Here is a 21,644-nt window from a genome sequence, read left to right on the forward strand (position 1 = left end):
CCTCCATGGTGATCGGCGTCGGCACGGTGCCCTGCCCCGAATTGGCATGGATCTTCTCGGCCAGCGCGCGGTATTCGCCGGCCTGCTTGGAGTCCGGCGCATACTGGATCACCGACATCTTCCTGAGCTCGGCGTGCTGGACGATGTTGTCGCGCGGCACGAAGTGGANGAGCTTGGAATTGAGCCNNGAGGCCAGCGCTTCGGCGAGGTCGAGCTCGCGGTCGGTCTGGCGCTCGTTGCAGATCAGCCCGCCCAGCCGCACGCCGCCCGAATGGGCATATTTGAGGATGCCCTTGGCGATGTTGTTGGCCGCGTAAAGCGCCATCATCTCGCCCGACATGACGATGTAGATCTCCTGCGCCTTGCCCTCGCGGATCGGCATGGCGAAGCCGCCGCAGACCACGTCGCCGAGCACGTCGTAGGAGACATAGTCGACATCGTCATAGGCGCCGTTCTCCTCGAGGAAGTTGATCGAGGTGATGACGCCGCGCCCGGCGCAGCCGACCCCCGGCTCCGGACCGCCGGACTCCACGCATTTGATGCCCTTGTAGCCGATCTTGAGCACGTCCTGCAGCTCGAGGTCTTCCACCGAACCCTGCTCGGCCGCAAGGTGCAGCACGGTGTCCTGCGCCTTCGAGTTCAGGATCAGCCTTGTGGAATCGGCCTTGGGGTCGCAGCCGACGATGAGGATCTTCTGGCCGAGGTCGACAAGGGCGGCCAGCGTGTTTTGCGAGGTGGTGGACTTGCCGATGCCGCCCTTGCCGTAAAAGGCGATCTGACGCAGACCTGCCATAGTGCTTTCCTTCCTTCGTTCCTGCAATCGCGGTCGCCCGCCACATCAATGCCGTCGGCAGCTCTCGCCGCCTCACAGCCGAAGGACCTCAAGATCCATGCCAACTCGCCCGAGCCAGCCCGAGGAAAAACCAAGCGTTGCTCCTCAACGGCTTGGCTCGCCATCCGACAGCCATTGTCGGACGACCCATGTAGCGGAACCGACAAAGGGCGACAGATCGCGTCGGATAGCGATCCTCGAGGCCGCTACGCTGACTGGCAGAATGCGGCAGCGCCGAGGCGATTGCTACGTAAGCGGCGATAGGGAATCCGTCCACGCACAGTCTGCGCAGCGCCTGATATCTATCTGAGCGGCAGATTGGCACTATTCGCGTCCGATCCCGTGCTCTTCAATTTTGATCGTAAGCGTTTTTCGTTTCGGCCGGCTCCTCAGTTCGAAACGCTTAGCTGTTCAAAGTTTATTAATGGGATAGCAAACACTAGAAACAATACATCGAAAAACTTTAACACTGTTGCCTTATTCATGCCACGTGCCTCGTATATCAACATTCACACCGGGCACAGATTTCAGGTTTCACGTCAGCGACGGGTAACGCATTCACCTGCGAATATACTAGTAAACGAGCTGATCTGATTTCGATAAGCCATAAAAATTAAATTTCTATTCTGAGTCGCTTACGCAAAGGAACTACGGCACTTCCGGACATTGCGTGTCTCACTCTCCAGAAATCAGATAATATATCATGACCGCTTCCTCATTTGGAATGATCCTTTTTAGCGTGAGCATGAACTCACTAGCTCAAATCGCTCTCCGGGCAGCTATGCTGTCTCTTGGTAGCATTTCTTTTGCTGATCCACTAGTTGCGGCTCTTGCACTCGCTGGTAATGTTTATTTTTGGGGCGGGTTATGCTGTTATGCGATAAGCGTGTTATCCTGGATCATTGTACTGTCGACCTACGAGGTTAGTTTTGCTTATCCAATGTTGTCAATCGGATACGTAATTGCGGTCGCACTTAGCTTCTTTGTGCTTGGTGAGGCGATACCACTCCCAAGGCTGGCTGGCATCGCACTGATTTGCGCAGGCGTAGTCCTGATTGCTCGGACGGCGTAGCCGATGCGACATATCATCACCGGAGGCTCCGGTTTCGTCGGAACGTACATGGCATCCGTTCTCGCTGAGCGTGGAGAGAACGTTGTCGTTTTTGATCTCGACGAGCCGCTGGGAATGAAGAGCTCTTTGGATTTCATACTTGGTGACGTACGGCAGCACCGAGACCTGAGGAAGCTTCAGCTCCAACGCGATGATGTGGTCTACCACCTTGCGGCGCGTCAATTTCACGGTGATGTACCTTACAGAAATCGAGATCAATGGTTTTCTGACGTGAACGTCAATGGGACCCGCTGCCTGTTGGAAGCAATCTCGGCTGGCCACACGCAGCGACTTGTTTTCTTTTCCACCGACATGACCTATGGAAAACCAGAGCGTACGCCGGTCAATCCAACCGATATGCAACGTCCGATCGGACCCTATGGCAGGAGCAAAGTGGCAGCGGAGCGGCTTCTGATGCATGCCTGTAGAGAGTTCGGCCTCCACGCGACCATATTCCGGCCAAGACTCATCGCTGGCGCTGGGCGCCTTGGAATATTGATGAAGCTCTTTCGGCTGATCAGGGCAGGGCTACCTATCCCGCTAGTAGGCACCGGCGAAAATCGCTATCAAATGATTGCCGTTGAGGATTGCGTCACTGCTGCGTTGGCGGCTGTAGAACGAAATTGCCCGTCTGGTCCATTTCACCTCGGCTCCCGTGAACCGCCTACGGTCAAAGAGCTTCTCCGAGAATTAACTCGGCGAGCCGGTTCACGATCGGTCCTTCTTCCTGTACCCGCGATCATTCTGAAGCCTATTCTTTCACTGTTGGATAACGTCGCCTTGACATTACTCTATCCGGAACAGTTTGCTATCGCGAACATTGATTACCTGCTCGACATCGAGGCGACGACCAAAGGCCTGGGCTGGGCGCCAATTTGGAGTGACATGGATATCATTTACGAGGCCTATACGGGGTTTTTGAAGTCCTTGTAAATTCGTGCCAACGCCCGCTGGCGCCGTCTGACCACGGATGAGAAGGTCGGTTATGCAGCCAGGATCCTAAACATTACCGACCTCCTCAAACGCTACCCAGGCAACTTTCCGGCGGTCAACGGCAGCGTGTCGCCATGGGCCGAGCGATCGTGCGCGATCCACAAGTGTTCCTCTTCGATGAGCCGCTAAGCAACTTGGATGCCAAGCTCCGGGTGCAGATACGTACAGAAATCAAGCAGCCAACGGCTCAAAACGACCATCGTCTACGTCACCCACGATCAGGTCGAGGCCATGACGATGGCCGACAGGATTGTGGTCATGCGAGGCGATATCATCCAACAAATCGGTCGCCGCTTGATCTTTACGACCACCGTGTTTGTGGCCGATTTCATCGGCTCGCCTGCGATGAACTTCATCCCCGGCACAGTGCAGGACGGGGTGTTCGTCGCGCATAGCACCGCTCAGTTGCCGCTCTCAGCGAACGCGCATGGCGATGCGGCAACTTATGGAATCCGGCCGGAGCACCTTAAAAATGACGGGGGCTTTCCAGCGGAAGTCGTCGTGATCGCGCCTATGGGATCGTCGACGCAGATCATTGCGAAAGTCGCAGAAACCCTGATGATGGCGATCTCGTCGGAACGTCTGGCGCCGCAGCCAGGATCGACCGTGCGTCTGATGCCGCAGGTGGCGGCTGTCCATCTGTTCGACCGCGATGGAGCGCGGATCAACTACTAAGACTCTATCAGTAGGTCTTCCTGAGTCCCACTGAGTTGGACCCTAGGACCTACTATCGGTAAATGCGCCACTTCCCCTTTTCCTCGGAAACAAGCTGGAAAACTGAATTATGGTCCAGAAGCGGCTTACCCCATAACCCATCTCGAACCGTAACAACCAGCGTTTTGCAACGATACTCTTCCTTCATAACTTTCAGCCGAGCTTCAGTGATGTTGCCGTGGAATACATCTGTAAAAAACCCGTCAATATCGGATGCTTGCTCCGGCGAGAGTTGACCAGCGAAAGCACGCAGATGTTGCAGAGACGTCGCACAATTTCTCCTCTGCGACATTATTGCCCATGAAATATTCGCCGGCGAAAACGTCAACTCAGCAAGGTCTAGCGGGTTGTTAGCGACCGCATCATTGGGTGGCGTTACTCGTCGAACGGCTTTCCACATTTCAGAAGACGCTCTGAAAGCCTTAGTTTCTTCGGTTTCCGGACCCTCAACCCGGAACCGAAACGCATATGCGTATAGATCTCGAGCGCCAACCAGAATCGATGGGGTCAGCAATATCACCACAGCTACCGTCACTAGCCGTCCCAATTTTGTTTTTTCGCCCATGTGCCGTGATAAGACTGTAGCAGTAATCACCATCATGAGGAGCGTCGATGGCATTGCGACATGGAGTGCTAAGTCGTTATACATGACTACGCTGTGCACGAACTGAACACACGTGAACGGAACTAATACGGTGGACATTACTGCTGGAGCCAGGTTGCCGTTATCCTTCTGGAGGGGATAGCTCGACTCTGCCCGCCACACAACAAAGGATAGAAACAGAATGCCGAAGTCGAAAATGATTCGGATGAGCCAGAACCCCGGCAGGTCAATAAACCATTTCCCACCGGCGAATACGGGAAAGATCCAAAATTCCACGGGGGTTCTTGTCTCCAAGATGGCTGCTTGCTCGTACGCCAGCACCCCCGCACAGAGTACTGTCACAGCAGCAATGACGAAAATTGACGTGACCACCTGCATCGTCCGCTTAGCGCGTAATATATGGGGAGTCGACAGCAGTCCTATAACAGGCAATACCAAAAGGGGTGAAAGGCCGCCCGCCCACATGGAGCTGCCGTAAGCGGTCGCTAGCATTGCTCCCATCAGCACTGACAAAGCAATATTGTTTCGAATATTGCAAAATAGAACTCGCATGTATGCGGTAATAACGATTAGGACGATGGTCGCGGAAAATAGGTGCTGGGGTGACCATGCCGCCTCTGCAAACCACGTTCTCGGATGACCCATTGCCACAATCCAATCGTCGGACTTTTCAGAGATAAATAGAAGGATTCGGCTAAGCGGGCCTACAAGCAGTAGCGGCAGTACCCACCATGCGGCATCTGAGCGTTTACTTTGCGCGACGGCAAGCCATGTTACGACGAAGATCGAACTCAACGCCGTCACGGCAGTAAGAGCAATGTCGGCCTCCCAGCCACCGGCGCCCGTAATGATTGATGAAGAAGCGGCTAAGAAGTACCAGATGTAGTAGTAAATAAGAATATTGGAACCCTGGGCCTCGGAATAGTACGGATTGTAAGGAGGCAAACCGTTTTGAGCGATTTCATCGATGATGGCTATTTTGGCATGGTCAAAAATCGGAGCACCGACACTCGCGCCAGCGCCATAATATTGGGGAATGACTGTCAACATAGGTAAAAGGCCGAAAACAGACGCAACAGCTATCCAGGAGAAGCTTGGACTTACCGGCGAGCTGAAAATCGGGCAGGCCGCTTTCGACAACCCTACCGCGGCAACTGACAGAAAGATGGTAGTTGCAAGTAGATTGCTGACTGTAAATGGCAGTAGATGAAAGATAGAGGCACCCGCGGCGCCGAATATGCCAAGCCCAATGGCCGGCGAGATGAGCAAACGCATTCGAATATTGGCCTCAAAGTACCTGGAGGCCGGCAGGCCGATGGCATAGCCTACGGCGCCTAATGTGAGAGCACTTGAAATCAGGGAGGCGGTTTTAACTAGCAAAAGATGACCTCAGGTTTGGCGGCGGCAATCTCTGCTCGCACCCACAATCAGCATCTTGGGATTAATGCGGCGCCATGTGCATCGGCTACGGATCCGCGGAGAGGTTCCACGTCTCAGATATACTTGCCGCACTTGGACGGCTTGCAGACGCAACTGCACCACGTGTACTTGTGCAAGAGCGAGTGCCCGCCTTGGGCTGCATGAAGCCGCACTTCCGGCAAACCTGCCGTTGGCGCGGCTCCGACGCGCCCTCCCAGACTTCCGGCGACTCCTGCCAGAACACAGGGGCTTAGCAAGATCACTGCGATGGTCCATTGCATTGCACGCGGGGCCTTTGTGTTATAGTGCCAAAGCAAACGCCAATGCGATGCAGAAACCGATGAGGTAGCTCGTCTTGTCCTTGAGCGCAAAAACTACCGGATCGTCATGCAAGCGCATGCGATGACTTAGAATCCAGATCCTTTGCAGCCAGACGAACATGCCGGCCGGGGCCACAAAGAGCCATACGGAATTGCGATAGGTTTCCGTCACTCTGGGATCAAGCGCGACGAAAATCAGCATGATGACAATCGAAGCTGAGGCGGAAGCAACGCCATAGCCGAGGGTGAGTGGCCAATCGTCCGGCAAATATCCGCGCCCTCTGACAACCTCCCGTCCTTGGGAGTGTGCACGCATCACCTCCACATGGCGTTTTGCGAGCGACAGCGAAAAGAAGAGCATGGAGGAGAAAGAAAACAGCCACGGCGAAAATTCGAAATCGTTCAGCACTTGTCCCATGATGATCCTCAATGTGAACAGCCATCCAATCACTGTCACATCAAGCAAGGCGTAGCGCTTTAGAGAGAATGAATATGCTAATGTCAGCGCCAGATAACCCGAGAGGGTCAGCGCGAATCGCGGATGTAAGAACAAGGCCATTCCCAATCCTGTAGCGAGCAGGAATATGCTTCCCACGAAGCCGTTGATGATGCGTATTCTTCCGGCGGCAATCGCCCTGAAGCGCTTGGTCGCATGCGCCCGGTCCGACTCCAAATCGGCCAAATCGTTGATGACGTAAGTTGAGGAAGCAACCAGACCGACAGCAACGAAGGCGATCGCCGTGTTCAAGACGACACCAAAGTCCCCCCCCTCTTGAGCGAGAAACAGCGGAACAAAGATCAGCACATTCTTCGACCACTGGTGTATCCTCAGCTCGTGCAGCCAGTCCTTCACCAACTCGCTTTTTTCAGGGATGATGGTCCTAACCTCGACGCCAGCGTTTCGGAGTCGGCTCGCGTACCTCACCGCGTTGCCGACAAGAACGGCTCCGGTAGCCACCTCCCAGATTGGGAGATCCGCAGCACTGTCGCCCGCGTAGATGAACCCGTTTGGGAAGCTTTCTTGAAGCCATTTGAGCTTGTTGCAGCTCTTGAGGTTCAAAGTGCCATCGCTGCCCTTCGCCCCGTCAAATCCGCCAAGATGAGAAATGACTCTGTCAGCTATGCTCTGGTCTGCTGCCGTGACGAGATGAATTTCACGTCCGTCAGCATGCGCCTCACGTATCAGAACCAACACTTCTTCACGATATGGAAGGGCTCGAACTTCGATCGGACGAATGCTTGCCAGGGTACGTTTCAAGGCGGCGCGGTTAAGGCATCTCGGAACGGAGCAAAACAGGCGCTTCGGTGAGTGAAAGAAGGCTTGAAAGAAATTCTCATGCAAGCTGTCCGACTTTATCAGAGTGCCATCCAAATCACAAATTAGAGGTAATCGGCGATCAAAGCCGCGCAAATTGAAAATCATGATCTTGACTCCCTAACCGAAGTCACGTCGCTGGGATCAACGAGGGCAACAAAGCTGCCACTGCCTGGATACGCAAGAATCCGAACTTCTACTCTGCTTGGTTGGGTCAACACCGAGGCGTGTCGATTCCTTGAACGCGAAACGACGCAGCGATTTGGTCTGGCGCGTCGCTGCCGATCCAAGTCCCAGGTCAACACGGCTGGGGGACGCATCTTGAGAGTGTTGAACCTCGGATACGCCCCGTGTCCGGAGACCAGACCTGACATGTTGTTCCTTCCTTCCTGGGCTCGCTAAGTCCAGCTGCGTTGCAGCCAAGCAGGATCAAGAGTCGTGCCAACTATGCAGCAGGAGCCCAAAAGACTTTTTTCGCGTAGTTTTCAATGGCTGCGTGATTCTGAGAGAACTTCTGCCTTTGTCGTACACTCAACAAATCGACAGCATGAAGTGAGGCCAGGTGCGCTGCGACGATCGGCAGCGACCCAACTGCGGTGGGGCAAACCGAGCATGCGGCGAATTTCAACCTTTGCTATTGCGTCATAGAGCGAGCTCGTCCGCGATTGCCGTCGCTGCAAAGGCGCACATCAACCACGGACCCATGGCCGCGGCGCATATGGCGACCGATCGGCCAAATACATAGGTTGGCTAAGCTTGCCCTCAGCACCCACAACACTGAGGTTGAAGAGATCAGGATGTCTGGGTCGACGTGTCTTCGACGAAGATTGCGACCTTAGCCGAGCGAAAGTCCGTCGGAGCTGCGCTCCGCCTGCGTGGATACGCTCGCGACCATGGCCACCGGCGACCGTTGCGGAGCCACCAGAACGATTCCGGAAAGGTCACAGTCGCAGCCACGAGAGGTGTCGCCGCAAATGTCGGGCAGAATATACCTTATATACACACACAACGGATGGGCGCCGAGCTGGCGCGTTGCGCTGGCATAGCCGTATGCGCCGGAGGTGATCGCCAGTCCCGGCGCCTGCCGCGCATTTTGCTCCCAGCCGTAAATCCCATCAATAGGACGAACCGCGTCAGCGAATTGCCGAAATAAGCGAGCATGGCCAGCGCCACGATGAGGAATGGTAGCGAAGCCTGAACGTCGATGATTAGCAGCAGGACATGCTCGACGAGCTGCGACATAAGCGGCAATGAAGGCGACCGCCGTCCCGACCGGCACGCTGAACGCGCGGCGCCGAAGACAACCAGCAGGCTGGTGCGTATCGAGTAGAAAAGGCGCGAGGCCATGCCCCGGCCCAAATCGTCAACCCTCCAGCGTTAGCATCAGGCAGGCTACCAACGTGGGATCGACTACGCGCTCGATGAGATCAAGGCGATCGGCCATATCTGCTGGTCAGCGAACCTGCCGCTCCATATGGACGGCGCCTGCTTCGCCAACGTACTTACCACTCTCGCCTGCTGCCCGGCCGAGATGACGTGGAAGGCCGGCGTCGACCTTTTGTCATTTGGCGCCACGAAGAATGGAACATTGGGTCGATGCGGTCGTCTCGTTCCGCAGAGCTCTCGCGAGCACGATCGCCCTTCGGCGAAAACGGGCCGGCCAGTTGAGTCACCGATCGTTCAAGGCGTTCAAAGGGTCCTCTAAGCGACGGGCATGGTGCCGTTGGCCGACATTTCGAGGACATCGAGCAGGATGGCCAGCCCGACACCGCAGGCAGTCAGGATAAGACCGGACATGAAGATGCGGTTGGCGCGTTCGTAGAGGGGTCGGCGCAACGAACTCACGTTGAGCAGCGAGGACAGTGCCCGCATCTGTAACGCGATGCCTACCACGATCGGCACAACGGCGAGCAGGTCATAAAGCCCCCATGGCATGGGGTTCGCCGCCCAATGCGTGACGAAGCCGAGCGAAAAGGCAAGCAGGATGCCCACGACGGTAATCGAACCGTTGCGGAAAATCGTCTCTATCAGCTCTTCCTTCGGATCGTGCTCGCCCAAGTGTTCCTTATCCCCTTTGCTCAGCCCGGGTCGGACCCAAGCTCTCGGGTCGTCCTTGAACATTGGCGCCAATTGATGGCCAGGAGCCGAGGCCGAACCCATAAGCCAATTGTCGCGACTGCGCCACCCTCTTCTCGGCCTTCCGCGACGTGAACGATGCAAGCGGCGGCTGCCAGCAGGTTCGGTGAGAGTCGCGACATTCTTGTGCAGCTTCGGGCACCAGAAGGTTGCCGATAGACACCCTGGGAAAGTTTGCTGCTGCGCTCGTGGTTGCTACGCCAGCCGTTGGTTCGGGATAGCCGTGCCTGCGCACACACGAACATGCAGAGCACTTCCCGCGTTCGATGTCTCGATAGAACAATTGGAACAGTAATTGCGCCGCGACGCAGACAGCCAAGCTCGTCAGCATGACGAGGTCGAGCCGGGCGAGGCTGTCTGCGATGTGTCTTCCCGCCGCAGTGCGTGCGCCTTGTGGATCAGAGACCGCGCGATAGCACCGGCGCATCACCAATGGTGTCGCGCCATTCAGCTCATACGACACGCTTGTAGCCCGATCCGGGTGCATCAAACGGAGATTTCAATGCTTGTTTCGACCCGGCTCATCCTTGTTATCGCTGCCCTCAGTGTCCTACCACTTCCGGGCACCGCCTTGGCAGCGCGCGTTCTGTTGCCTCATCGTGCTGTTTACGACCTGGCGCTAGTTAAAGCGTCCGCCCCATCAGGGGTTGGCATGGTAACGGGTCGCATGAGTTACGAGTTCAGTGGCTCTGCCTGCGTAGGCTACACAACTCAAACCCGTGTAGTGCTTCGTGTCATTTCGGAGGAAGCGGACGGGGTAATTGATCGGCAATCGACGACTTTCGAGGATCCCGGCGGCAAGTCGTTTTCGTTCGTGACCAAAAGCTATATCGACGAGGAACTCCAGGAGGAGGTGAGAGGGACGGCGACACGACAGGATGAGGACGTCAAAGTCAAACTGGAAAAGCCGAAGCAACAGACTCTCAACATCGGCTCGACACTGTTTCCGACACAGCAGATGCTCGACGTGTTAAGCCGTGCCGATGCCGGCGAGACGTTTTATGAGACTAGACTGTTCGACGACAGCTCGGAGGCGATGACTACGAGCATTCTGATCGGCAAGGAGGCCGAGATCGACCAAAAAAACCCTGTGACGCCAGCTCTTGCGAAAGGCCGCGTCTGGCCGGTCACAAAGACCTATTTCGACGAGAGCGACAAGGAGGGGGTAACAGTACCACAATCTACCCTTAGATTCACGTTGCACGAGACTGGCATAATGCGCGACTTCGTGACGGATAATGGCGACTTCTCGCTTTCAGGCAAGATCATCAGTCTTGAGGTTTCGGATATGAACTCGGCTACCTGCGAATAAGTAGCCACTCGGGAGCAGAGGGGTTTCTGATCGGCGCCAATTCCATCGAGCCAAGCTCTGCGCTGCAGATGACTACGATGGCTGTGTCCCGCGAGCCGTCGTCGGGCTTTTTGGTTACGATCCACTCGCACGGAGCGCACACGAAACGTGGCACGTACACAACACTTCTCCTCGGTTCAAGGCGTTTTGGTCGCAGCACGCTACGCCCATTGAAAGCTTCCGCGGCTGAGACGACGCACGGACGGAACCGAGTTTTGCCGAACTCGAAAGTCGAATGGGCTTCATATTCGAGCGGTTCGCGCCGTCTTGGCGACGGCACGATCGCGGGTCCGAGATCGCGCAGCATTCGTGCCGGAATTGAGCACGATTTCTCTTCGACGGCAGGCCATGGGACGGAAGGCTCGCCCAAAGCGTTCGTCCCTCAGGAGAAAACCCGTGACTGACCATGAGTTGACTTAAGTACGGGGCAACCGCATATCTGCCAAAGCGCAGCGTGTAGCGGAGTTGGAATCGTGGTTGCCGGGATGGCCCACTCGCACAGTCGGTTGAAGCGTCTTGCGTCGGATCGGGCAAGCGAGCGCCGTCGGTTGGCTGTCGCTCGCGCGCGGCTTGCCTGCAAGGCGCTCTCGGACATGGGCGTGACTGTACGTGTGATAGGATCGCTCGCCACAGGTCGTTTTGGCCCGGATTCCGACATTGATTTCCTCGTCGAGCACTGCCCGCGTCACCTGAAATACGCCATCGAGGGACTCGTCGAGGATTGCCTCGGTGGTCTGCCGTTCGATGTCGTCTATCTCGATGAAGTGCCTGCCCACAGGCTCGAGCGTTTGACCAGGGAGGCGGTCGATGCTGGGCATCTTCGTTGACATCAACAACGAGCTGGCCGACATCGCAAAAGAAGCGAAGATGCTGGCCGACAGTGTCAGGATATACGAAGAAGCAGCGAATATCGGTCCTGTCTGGACTTGGCTTGCGGTCCAAGGCCTCGCTTCGGGTGTGGAGAAGATTTACACGGGCTGCGAACGTGTAATGGCGATGATAGCGAGCGACATCGATGGTGCGAGAATTGACCACAGCGAGGGCTGGCATGTCTCGCTACTGAAGCGGATGGCCCATCCCTTCCCAAGCGTTCGGGACACGGTGATTTCTGACGAATGCTTCAATGCACTCGACAGGCTGCGGTCCTTCCGCCATCGGGAGCGGAACAGCTATGGCCTCACCCTTGATCCCGGGATTGTGCTGGAGCGGGCGGTCGAGACTGGATCGGCATTCGAGAAATTCCGATCCGAAGTGAACGAGTTCGCCCAAAAATTTAGCGGGCCGGACAATAATGGCAGTTGGAAGCCCTGACAGTCGACGGCTTTCCACTTTCGCAGCCCGGACGCGAGTTCGCTGAAATAAAGATGTAATTGCCTATTGATTTGGTGGCGTTTGCTCCCTAATGCCCTGCAATTGATTGAGCAGGCCGGCGACTGCCAGGGCGCTCGCTCCATCCGTCGTGACCCGCCTTATTTAGCTCCGAGGCGGTGTTGTCGAGCGCGATTGGATGGTCAACGGCAATCGAAATGATCGGTCAAGCATCCGGCGTTCAATGTTGAAAACCCACCCGCTTCCTAGCTCGTAGTGCAAGTCTGCACTTGTTTTGCGCGAGCGCAGCGCTGCTTAGGCCTTGAGCGGCGGCGTTAATTCCGCCAGTCAAATGATATGCTATTTCATATCGAATTCCGTTTCGATATATAATTGCGGATCACTCTCTCCACCAAACGGCCTTGCAATTTGATATGCAAAAGCATATCTATGGTGGACTCTGATATGTTAAAGAACATCAAATGCCCTACGAAACAGAAGACATCATTAAAGTGCTTAAGTCCGCGCGCGAGGCCCAAGCCTTGAGCCAGCGTGGCCTCGGCGCGCGCGCAGGTGTGCCTCAAAGTCACATCTCCAAAATCGAGAGCGGGAAGGTCGATCTGCAACTTTCCAGCCTCATTCAGCTGGCGCGGCTCCTCGATCTTGAGGTGAAGCTCGTGCCGAAGAAGGCGCTTCCCGCAGTGGACAGTGTCGTGCGGTCGACCACGCCCCAGGCCACCAGCAAAGAAGCCGCGAGCGCCCTGAACAAACTACGCCAAGCTGAGATCGTCACGCAGACGCTGCGCACAGCTCTACCCAATGACTCGCAATTGAATCGCGCGTCGACGGTCCTGAGGGAGCTCCGCAGCATTCCCATTCAATTTCAGCTGATCGATTTCCAGGCGCTCAACAAGGCGCTCAAGCCTTTCGACGAGTTGCGGCGCGCCTTGGCACGGAGCGCAGCGCTTGACGAGGACATACGCAGGATCACCGCGGCACCCGAGGTGGTCAATAAGCTGCGCGAGGCAACGGGATCGCTGCAGGCATTGCGCAATCGTCTCGTTCACGCTGTCAATGTAACGACAGCCGGCCCGAAACCAGCCTACGATCTGGAGGACGACAATGAGTGATGTGTCCATCCTCGATGTCGCCCTGTATGGAAACAAGATCGCCACGCTCACGCTCCTGCAAGGAGACCGCTCGATCTTTGCATTCACCCAGGAATACATCGACGATGCGCGACGGCCGACCTTAAGTCTCTCCTTCAAAGACGATCACGGCGGGCTCATCACCGAGCAACCAGCCACCCATGTTCAGGTATCGCCTTTCTTCTCAAACCTGTTGCCGGAAGGTCCATTGCGCAAGTACCTGGCAGAGCGGGCCGGCGTGAAGGAGATACGCGAGTTTTTCCTGCTGTGGGTGCTGGGGCGCGACCTACCCGGCGCCGTGACCATCACGCCGACGAACGGAGAGGCGTGGCCGCCCGCCAGCAACGCCGCCGGCGGCGCCAGACAAAAAGAAAAGGCACTGCGGTTTTCGCTCGCCGGCGTGCAGCTGAAGTTCTCGGCCATCAGAAACAAGCGCAAGAACAGCGGCCTCGTCATTCCGGCCAAGGGCGTCGGCGGCTCCTGGATTGTGAAACTCCCGGCTGAGCGGTTTGACGGCGTCCCCGAGAATGAATTCTCGATGATGACGATCGCCTCTCGCATCGGCATCAATGTCCCTGAAATCGACTTGGTCGATGTCAACTCTCTGGAAGGCCTTCCCGAGGGGCTGGGGCGGCTGCGGGGCGACAAGGCTTTCGCCATTCGTCGTTTCGATCGAGACGGCGCAGATCTTGTCCACATAGAGGACTTCGCGCAGGTCTTTCGTCGCTATCCCGACCAGAAGTACGAAAGTGCCAGCTACCGCAACATCGCCACTGTCCTCGGGATCGAAACCAACGAAGAGAGCATCGCCGAATTCATCCGGCGGTTGGTTTATTGCACACTGATCGGCAATGCCGATATGCATCTCAAAAATTGGTCGCTGATCTATTACGATCGCAGGACGCCTGCATTGTCTCCGGCCTACGATCTTTTGTCCACCATCCCCTACATTCCCGATGAAACGGCGGCGCTGAAATTTGCGCGTACCAACAGGGTCAGCGAATTCAACAAAGACGAGCTCCGCTACCTGGCAGCAAAAGCACGCCTGCCAGAGAAGTTGGTTCTCGACAGCGCCCAGGAAACCGTCCAGCGCTTCCTCGACGTGTGGAGCGCCGAGAAGAACAACCTATGGCTCGGCAAAGACGTCGTCGATGCGATCGATCGCAACATCGCGATCGTTCCCCTCGCAAGGAAGAGGTCCATCGGCTAGCGGAAACTCTACCTGCCCGTGGCCAGCGTCAGGACTGATTGATCCCGGAAGTGAAAACTGGCGGCGAAAGCGATAGCGGACGAGAATGGGCCCCCAGTACTTGAGGCGAGCGAAGGTGTGTTATCGATCTTGTGGCTTGGCGCTAAAGAATCGGATCGCAGTTACGGTTCATGCGGTGTCTCCATGATCCGGAACCGCGGAGCGATGCCGTGCTGGACGAGGGGGTCGCGGAATCCCGCTCGAGCTATAGGCGCTCTCGGCGAGCAGATGGCGGGCTTGGCGGCAGGTTTGTGCTCGGCTCAGACGCGATTGTACTCAAAACGTCAGCTTGAAGCCGGCCGACATGGTTAAGGCATAGAAGTCCAGGCCAGCGCTATCCTTGAAGGTCATGCTGCTTTGGGCGCCCTTCGAAAGCTCGTACGATGTCGTGTCGCCTTTGTCCCGGAAATACTCATCGAAATTGCCGGTCAGGAAGAGGCTGGCGCGGTCGCTGATTCGATAATCAGCCTTGGCGCCGACCGAGATGAAGGGATTGGTACGGAAGTCGTATTGGCCCACCCTGCTCGGCCAGTGAAGGTCAATGGCGCGTGCGTTAATCGAAAGGCCGCCGCGCACGAGACCCGAGAGCGCCCAATTGTCTAATTTCGTGGTGGCTTCCACACCAAGGAAAAAGCCCGGATAGCGCTGTTCGTAATCGACGAGCGGTTCGTCGTGCGGAAACTTGCCGCGAGTGTCGCGAAAGCGTTCCACACTACCTATGTACGAACCGCCATAAGCGCTCCACTTCACGTTCGTGTATTTGAAGCCGCCATGCAGGTTTAGGGTCGTGACCTCGTCGATCGCGAAATCCCGGCCTGCTGCGAGATCAAGGTTGATGTAGCGGTCAAGGTGAGTGTCGGGATGGATCGACTGATTCGACCAATCTGCAGCAGCAAAGCTCGGCGCCAATTCCAACCAATCGTAATCTTCCATGTGGCTGTTGCCAGAAAAACCTACCACGGCATTGGCTGAAAAGGTCCAGCCGTTTGCGTCAGCCGTGAGGCCGGCCGTCAGGACCGGCGCATTGGTTTGCCAGATCAATTTGCTGATACGGTTGCCCGCGCTGTCGAAGACAAGCTCGTCGGCCTTGAGCCACGTGTAGCCGACGCCACCAAGGAACACGAGGCTCTTGTCGGGCGCTGAATAGATGGTCCGATCCGCTGCCGTGGCGAAGGCCGACCATGTGCAGACAGTGGCGAAAGCAAGAGTTGCAATTGATGATGTGCAGCGATTCATAGGGCAGCCTCCTTGGCCCCCAGGGATAGGGATAGCCGTTGGTGATTTTTCGTTGAACGTCGGCGGCTGTCAGCGCCGTTCGCCCGTACTGTTCGTCGCGTGGACCATTCCTGGGCGCTGGCGCGAAGACGTTGAACTTCGACGCGACGTCGAGGAATCGCTTTGGTCACTGCCCTTTGTCTGGTGCGCCCGCGCTCGTTGCCCGTTTTTACATGGGTGGCCGCGGGCTGCCTTGAGCTGGATCAGTTTACGGCAATGGCGTGCTTGAATTTCGGCTCGCGACCCCTTGCGGAGCGAATTGCGGTGGCGTCGTTAAACAAGTCGGCGGGACATCCGCAGCCCGGCGCGGCGCCTCGGATGGGCTTTGTCCTGGCATGATAGCTTGCCTTGGTTGTTTGCTGGGGCTTGATCTCACCGAAGTGCCCTTCTGTAGCACCGGGCTTAACCAGGGGTTCGGCCTAGCGGTTCGACGTTGATCCAAGATAGCCTGAGAGCTATATTCGATCAGAGCCGTCATTCTGGTGGTCCGACAGCACGTTTGAGATGGCGCGATCGATATCTTGACTGCCCTGCAGGGTTCCGATGCCGGCTCTCGCAATCGTGTGCCGTGTTTCGTCTGACGCAAGTGCGGTCCGCCAACATTACGGAGTTAAATTTTCATGGCACGTGGTATCGAGATCCTTGCATCTGTGCCGCAGAGACAGCGGGACCACACCGAGGCGCTATATTCGAAGCCGACCAAAGAGGTAGAAGGTCTTCGGGCCCTGCGCCGCATAGCAGGCAAGGCCCAAGCTGACGTCGCTGCCGCTCTGAAGATCAAACAGCCGTCTGTTTCCAAGATCGAAAACCAAGCTGATATGCACATCTCGACCCTTCGCAGCTATGTCGAAGCCGTGGGCGGAAAGCTCGAGCTGACCGTCAGGCTACCAAAGCACCCGGCCCTGCGCATCCATGCTATCAGCGACCCTCGCTCCACATTCTCCGCAAATCTCGCTCCTCGTAGAACGTCTCTCGCCACGGCTGGACACGCCGACACCGTCCATCCGCAGCGCTTGACAAGGCTGTCGCCACAGAACGTTGAAGGCCGGTCGTAATTTTGAAAGGCGTTGATTCATGATTGGCACCGAGACGCGAACCGCAGCTGGTATTCTCACGCTCACAGCTTTGCGCGGCATCGGTCCGGCTACGGCCGAACGGCTCGCCGAGCGCTTTGCGCTCTTGGACGGCATCGTCGAAGCAGAGCCTGGGAAGCTTCGAAGCGTGGTGTCGGCCGCCGTCGCCGAGAGCCTTCACGAACCCGCCGCTCTAGTCAATGCCGGTGAAAAAGCCCAGAGGGTGCTTGATGAAGCCGACCGACGTGGGGTGCGTGTCCTCTCTATCTTCGACTCCGACTATCCCGAGGCTCTTCGTTCCCTCTCCGACCGCCCTCCCATTCTCTTCGTTAAGGGCAAGCTGCCGCCCCGCCGCAGCGTCGCCTGTATCGGGACGCGCGAGCCGTCCGAGTTCGGCGAAATCGTTAGTGATAGGATTGTGGAAACCCTCATCAGCGCGAATTGGGCGATCGTGAGCGGGCTGGCGATCGGAGTCGATACGCTTAGTCACCAAGCAGCACTACATCATGGCGGGCGGACCATCGCCGTAATGGCCGGCGGTCTCGACGCGATCTATCCGAGACAGAACGCAAAGCTTGCCGACGAGATTCTCGACAAGGACGGCGCGCTGATCAGCGAGCAGGCCTTCGGTGTGCCGCCGTCGCCGCGCAATCTCGTCCAACGCGATCGCCTGCAGAGCGGGCTTTCGATCGCGACGTTCGTCATGCAAACGGACATCAAGGGCGGATCGATGCACACTGTCCGCTTCACGATCCAGCAGAACCGCCTGCTGTTTGCGCCAGTGCCGCAGGGCCGCCATGCCGCAGAACCCAAGAGCCAGGGCATCCTCGCGATGACACAGTTTTCGGCGACCCGCTTCGCCGACGCCGCGCGGGCCGAAGGCGACTATCGGCGTATTCTCTTCGAACGATATCGCAGTGGCCCCGTGGCTGTGCCGCTTGCAAGCAAGGAGGATTACACCTCCATGCTTGAGCTGCTGGAAAATCGGTTGGGAGGTGATGCAGCCCAAGACGCGCCGGTTCGGCCATCGTCACCCACGCAGATGTCGATGCTCTGACCAATGCCGAACGTGTTTCTTTTCGACCTCGACATGACGCTCGTCGACAGTTCGGCGCTCGCGCATCTGCGACGCTCGCAAATGTGGGAAGCCGTTCGTCAGAATATGAATCTGATCCGAGCCTTTCCAGCGCAAGGGCGGGCAGCGCCGCATGAACTTCCTGCGCTGCTGCGGGCCGACGGGCAGGCAGTCGGCATTGTTACGTCATCGCCAGAATGGTACGCGACCGCTGTTCTTCAGCAGTTCCGTATCCCTTATGACGTGCTGGTCAGTTACGGCGACACCGAGAACCACAAGCCAGATCCTGCGCCGATCGAGGAAGCCCTCCGGCGCCTTGGCATCGCAGCAAGCCGGGAGTCGCTTTACATCGGCGATGATGTCGGAGATGTAGAGGCCGCCTACCACGCCGGATTGGCCTCCGTTGCAGTCCGCTGGGGTCCTGCGTCGATCTTCGAGCTCTCGTCCAGTGCGCCCGACATTTTCATGTCGAAGGCCTCGACGCTGCTACGCCGAGACCGCATCGGTGGGCGCGGCTACATCGGCGAAGCGCTGACCAGCAGATGGCCCTTCCACAGCCATTGGGGCTCTATTCTCCATTGCGACGATGAGCCCGTCGTTTATGCACTTGGCCGCTATTTCCCGGCTTCCGATCCGCGGCATGCGACGAGCGCCTTGAGCGCGGCCGTGTTGTCTTTGAAAAATAATGACAGCCAAGCGCAGATCCTCGGCGAATGCGTTGGCCGCGCCGTCGCCCTTTTCGACTGGAATCCCGATTGCATCATCCCCGTACCCATGAAGCCCTCGCAGGAGCGCAACCGCTTCAAGGAACTGCTCGAAAGCGCTTCCGACCATTTCGACGAGGATATCGAGGTTGAACTCAGCGGCCTGAAAACCGTCAAGGAGATCGACGGCTACAAGCAGATGAACGCCCTGCAGCGAGCGGAGGCCATCAAGGACGCCTTCGATACGGATTACACTTGGAGCGGTGCCAAGATTCTGCTGCTCGACGACGTCTATACGACCGGAGAGACCACAAGAGAGTGTGTGCGCATTCTTAACGCCAACGGGGCTGGCGAGGTCCGGGTGATGGCGATTGCCAAGGATCAGCGCGTCTTCTCGCGCAAGACCTGTTCGGCCTGCGGACGATCGATGAAGATACGCGAGAATCACACGACGCACGAAAAATTTTGGGGCTGTTCGGGTTATCCGGATCACTGCCGGCACACCGAAGACTTCTAACACAGACTTCCAACGGGCTTATTTGGAGCTCCCCTCGGAAGTGTCCGTAATGTGGCCACCGGTTTGCCGCCTCCACAGCCGGGCATAAAGGCCGTCCCGTTTGAGTAGCTCCGAGGGGGAGCCCTCCTCGACGATGCGCCCTTTGTCGAGCACGACGATCCTGTCCATGCCGGCAATTGTCGACAGGCGGTGGGCAATGGCGATCACCGTCTTGCCCTCCATCAGAAGCTCGAGTTTTTCTTGGACCGCCGCCTCGGCTTCACTGTCCAAGGCGGAAGTCGCCTCGTCCAGAAGGAGGATGGGCGCGTCCTTAAGCAGCACCCGTGCGATGGCGACCCGCTGACGCTGACCGCCGGAAAGCTTCACCCCGCGATCGCCGACGAAAGCATCGTAGCCGGTGCGGTTTTCGCTGTCCTTCAGATCCGCAACAAAGCCGTCCGCATCGGCCAGCACTGCGGCGCGTTCGACCTCCTCCGGCGAGGCATCCGGCCGGCCGTAACGGATATTGTCCCCGACAGAGCGATGCAGCAACGAGACATCCTGGGCAACGACCCCGATATTCTCACGCAGGCTTGCTTGCGTTACGGAACGGATATCCTGGTCGTCGATGACGATTGCGCCATCGTTTACATCGAAGAACCGCAAAAGCAGGCTGATTAGAGTCGACTTGCCAGCCCCCGACATGCCGACGAGCCCGACCTTCTCGCCGGCGCGGACCCTAAGCGATAGGTTCTCAAGTACCCCTTTTCCCTGCCGGTATTCGAACCTGACATCCCTGAACTCGACGGTGCCGGCGACCACGGCCAGCGGCTTAGCTCCGGGGGCGTCGATTACCGTTGGAGGCGTGGTGATGACAGGCATCGCGTCGCGTATCGTGCCCACAGCCTGGAATATCTGCTGCCCTAGCTGGAGAAAGGCCAGGGAGTTGGCGCTGAGCCGCTGAATGAGTAGCATTGAAGCAACAAACTGGCCGGTGGTTAGAAAACCGCCCACGAGTCCCCACAACCCTACGGCGATGTTGGTGAGCGAAAGAACAACGTTCAGCAAGAAAACGCTGGTGTCGGTTGTTAGGTGAATGCGCCGTTCAAGGTGCTGCGTCTCGATGGCATCTCTCATGATCGTGCGCATTGCGCCCGCCTCGCTGTCTTCGGCCGCAAACAGCTTGACCAGATGGATGTTGCTGTAGAGGTCGGTCATGGCGCCAATGACGAGGCTGTGCGCGCGGGCAGAGTGGCGGGACCGGAGGGAAAAATGAGGCACTGCCGCAACCGCGACAGCGACGTTGGCCACGATCCAAAACAAGACCGGAAGCGCCAGTGGCCAGGACATTGTGCCAAGCAGCCAGGGCGAACCGAGAACGTGCACGAGGAAATGCGGTATGCTGTAAGACGCTACGACGATCTGCTGCTGCACGGCAGAGGCGAGTTGCGAAATGCGCGACGCCACCTGGCCGGCGAAGAGATCCTGGAAAAAAGCAAGGTCCTGACGTTCGACCGCCTTGTAGCCGTGCCATTTCATAGCCGCGGGCATGCATACGTTCATTGCCTGGGACCCCAACGTTTTGACGAAGAACATCAGCAGCGGTTGCACCGGGAACATCAGCAGCCCGAGGCACGTAAGCGTAGGCCAAGCTTCCTCAAGGAAAACCGCCGCACCTTTCTTGTTCACGCCGTCCACAATGATAGACATGCCCCAGATCACCGCGAGGTTTATTCCCTCGACCGCCATCGTGAAGACGGCGATGGTCCCCAGCACGCCGCGGAACATGCGTGCGAAATGCAAAAGCAGCACAAACGGACCTGTTGCCGGCAACGGCGCGTAGGGGATATCCAGCGGGCGGATAAGCGTCTCAAAGTAGCGATAGATCGAATGCAAAGGCGACATGGCTGGTCAAACCGGATGATCGGATGAATGGGTGCGGCGCATCGGGCGAGAGCGCTCGCGCCATCTGAAGGGCCGAGCGCACGTCCAGCGTCCACACATCGATGCCGTCCTGGCGCGGTTCGAAGGGACCACGCAAAGCCGAGGGGCGCGCTTGGTTCTACATGCACGCTGTGGCCAGCCTCGGGAGCTGCATAGGGTGGCCCTCGTGGTGCTGATGGACGCCAACCGGCTTGGCGCAGGTGGCGCGATCTACGAGGAAGCGCCGCGGCTGGCTATAGCGGTCCAGTTGCCCAGGTGGCTGGGTTCATCATCCTGTTCTGGCCGTCGCACTGCGAGCATCGAGCACGCTCCTGGTTTATTACCCGTCCTCCGCGACGCCCTGTCGACGTCTCGCCTACGAGGTTCATCAAAGCAATTTGCATGCCGATCGCGCTCCGTTTGCGTTCGACCGCTTGCTCGCCAGCCGGTGCCTGGTTGTGACCGCCGCCGGTGGGGTTCCGACATTCTTGTCAGTTTCGGACACAGAAGGGTCGCCTATGAGACGCTCGGGGAGGACCGGATGGCGGCTCGCATGATAATCGTCGCAGCCGAGCCGAATTCGATCCTCACCAGATCC

The 21,644-nt window shown here is 57.5% G+C and carries 17 protein-coding genes; 11 read left to right on the plus strand and 6 right to left on the minus strand.

Annotated features, from left to right (window positions below):
- Positions 1–793 (minus strand): nitrogenase iron protein (nifH, locus tag MESCI2_RS0121710; RefSeq protein ID WP_027038414.1); only part of this gene is annotated, 793 nt, incomplete at its 3' end.
- Positions 794–1,907: 1,114 nt separating this feature from the next.
- Here nifH and MESCI2_RS0121715 point away from each other — a divergent pair.
- Complete coding sequence (locus MESCI2_RS0121715; RefSeq protein ID WP_027038415.1) at positions 1,908–2,876, plus strand: NAD-dependent epimerase/dehydratase family protein; 969 nt, start codon at positions 1,908–1,910, stop codon at positions 2,874–2,876.
- Between the two features lie 291 nt (positions 2,877–3,167).
- On the plus strand, positions 3,168–3,611 hold the full coding sequence (locus tag MESCI2_RS1000000137090; RefSeq protein ID WP_050596608.1) for a TOBE domain-containing protein: 444 nt from the start codon (positions 3,168–3,170) through the stop codon (positions 3,609–3,611).
- A 52-nt stretch (positions 3,612–3,663) separates the two neighbouring features.
- On the opposite strand, the gene MESCI2_RS0121725 is transcribed toward MESCI2_RS1000000137090, so the two are convergent.
- Both MESCI2_RS0121725 and MESCI2_RS0121730 read right to left on the minus strand, forming a co-directional pair.
- Positions 3,664–5,529: a hypothetical protein gene (locus tag MESCI2_RS0121725; RefSeq protein WP_245270415.1), complete on the minus strand. Its 1,866-nt coding sequence runs from the start codon at positions 5,527–5,529 to the stop codon at positions 3,664–3,666.
- Between the two features lie 444 nt (positions 5,530–5,973).
- Complete coding sequence (locus MESCI2_RS0121730) at positions 5,974–7,416, minus strand: UbiA family prenyltransferase (protein ID WP_032901154.1); 1,443 nt, start codon at positions 7,414–7,416, stop codon at positions 5,974–5,976.
- A 1,354-nt stretch (positions 7,417–8,770) separates the two neighbouring features.
- Between MESCI2_RS0121730 and MESCI2_RS1000000137100 the strand changes: the two genes are divergently transcribed.
- Complete coding sequence (locus MESCI2_RS1000000137100) at positions 8,771–9,013, plus strand: beta-eliminating lyase-related protein (RefSeq protein ID WP_245270419.1); 243 nt, start codon at positions 8,771–8,773, stop codon at positions 9,011–9,013.
- Here the strand turns inward: MESCI2_RS1000000137100 and MESCI2_RS0121745 are convergent.
- Positions 9,010–9,366, minus strand: coding sequence for a hypothetical protein (locus MESCI2_RS0121745; protein ID WP_027038419.1), 357 nt, complete (start codon positions 9,364–9,366; stop codon positions 9,010–9,012). The two genes, MESCI2_RS1000000137100 and MESCI2_RS0121745, sit on opposite strands and share 4 nt — an antisense overlap.
- A gap of 580 nt (positions 9,367–9,946) precedes the next feature.
- On the opposite strand from MESCI2_RS0121745, the gene MESCI2_RS0121750 reads away from it, so the two are divergent.
- The 5 genes from MESCI2_RS0121750 to MESCI2_RS0121770 all read left to right on the plus strand — a co-directional run bounded on the left by MESCI2_RS0121750 (position 9,947) and on the right by MESCI2_RS0121770 (position 14,461).
- The gene (locus tag MESCI2_RS0121750) at positions 9,947–10,756 is read left to right on the plus strand and encodes an EipB family protein (protein WP_032901156.1); all 810 of its coding nucleotides are present in this window, start codon (positions 9,947–9,949) and stop codon (positions 10,754–10,756) included.
- A gap of 524 nt (positions 10,757–11,280) precedes the next feature.
- Complete coding sequence (locus tag MESCI2_RS0121755) at positions 11,281–11,622, plus strand: nucleotidyltransferase family protein (protein ID WP_081738831.1); 342 nt, start codon at positions 11,281–11,283, stop codon at positions 11,620–11,622.
- Entirely contained in the window at positions 11,603–12,106 is a 504-nt protein-coding gene (locus MESCI2_RS1000000136200) for a hypothetical protein (RefSeq protein ID WP_050596610.1), read from the plus strand. The genes MESCI2_RS0121755 and MESCI2_RS1000000136200 overlap by 20 nt, the downstream gene beginning before the upstream one ends.
- Before the next feature lie 479 nt (positions 12,107–12,585).
- Positions 12,586–13,233 (plus strand): helix-turn-helix domain-containing protein, encoded by a 648-nt coding sequence (locus tag MESCI2_RS1000000137105; protein WP_081738832.1) that lies wholly within the window; start codon positions 12,586–12,588, stop codon positions 13,231–13,233.
- On the plus strand, positions 13,226–14,461 hold the full coding sequence (locus MESCI2_RS0121770) for a type II toxin-antitoxin system HipA family toxin (RefSeq protein WP_027038422.1): 1,236 nt from the start codon (positions 13,226–13,228) through the stop codon (positions 14,459–14,461). The genes MESCI2_RS1000000137105 and MESCI2_RS0121770 overlap by 8 nt, the downstream gene beginning before the upstream one ends.
- A 315-nt stretch (positions 14,462–14,776) precedes the next feature.
- On the opposite strand, the gene MESCI2_RS0121775 is transcribed toward MESCI2_RS0121770, so the two are convergent.
- Positions 14,777–15,736, minus strand: a complete 960-nt coding sequence (locus tag MESCI2_RS0121775; RefSeq protein WP_027038423.1) for an omptin family outer membrane protease — start codon at positions 15,734–15,736, stop codon at positions 14,777–14,779.
- A gap of 659 nt (positions 15,737–16,395) precedes the next feature.
- Between MESCI2_RS0121775 and MESCI2_RS01000000135000 the strand changes: the two genes are divergently transcribed.
- Genes MESCI2_RS01000000135000 through MESCI2_RS0121795 form a run of 3 tightly spaced genes read left to right on the plus strand, consistent with a single transcriptional unit; the run spans position 16,396 to position 19,144 of the window.
- Positions 16,396–16,830: an XRE family transcriptional regulator gene (locus MESCI2_RS01000000135000; protein WP_081738833.1), complete on the plus strand. Its 435-nt coding sequence runs from the start codon at positions 16,396–16,398 to the stop codon at positions 16,828–16,830.
- A gap of 19 nt (positions 16,831–16,849) precedes the next feature.
- Positions 16,850–17,905, plus strand: coding sequence for a DNA-processing protein DprA (locus MESCI2_RS1000000136205; RefSeq protein ID WP_050596611.1), 1,056 nt, complete (start codon positions 16,850–16,852; stop codon positions 17,903–17,905).
- A 3-nt stretch (positions 17,906–17,908) separates the two neighbouring features.
- Complete coding sequence (locus tag MESCI2_RS0121795; protein ID WP_027038424.1) at positions 17,909–19,144, plus strand: HAD-IA family hydrolase; 1,236 nt, start codon at positions 17,909–17,911, stop codon at positions 19,142–19,144.
- Positions 19,145–19,162: 18 nt separating this feature from the next.
- Here MESCI2_RS0121795 and MESCI2_RS0121800 read toward each other — a convergent pair whose 3' ends face one another.
- The gene (locus tag MESCI2_RS0121800; protein WP_027038425.1) at positions 19,163–21,028 is read right to left on the minus strand and encodes an ABC transporter ATP-binding protein; all 1,866 of its coding nucleotides are present in this window, start codon (positions 21,026–21,028) and stop codon (positions 19,163–19,165) included.
- Between the last annotated feature and the right edge of the window lie 616 nt (positions 21,029–21,644).

It is taken from the genome of Mesorhizobium ciceri WSM4083 (genome assembly GCF_000519305.1).
GTDB lineage: Bacteria > Pseudomonadota > Alphaproteobacteria > Rhizobiales > Rhizobiaceae > Mesorhizobium > Mesorhizobium ciceri_B.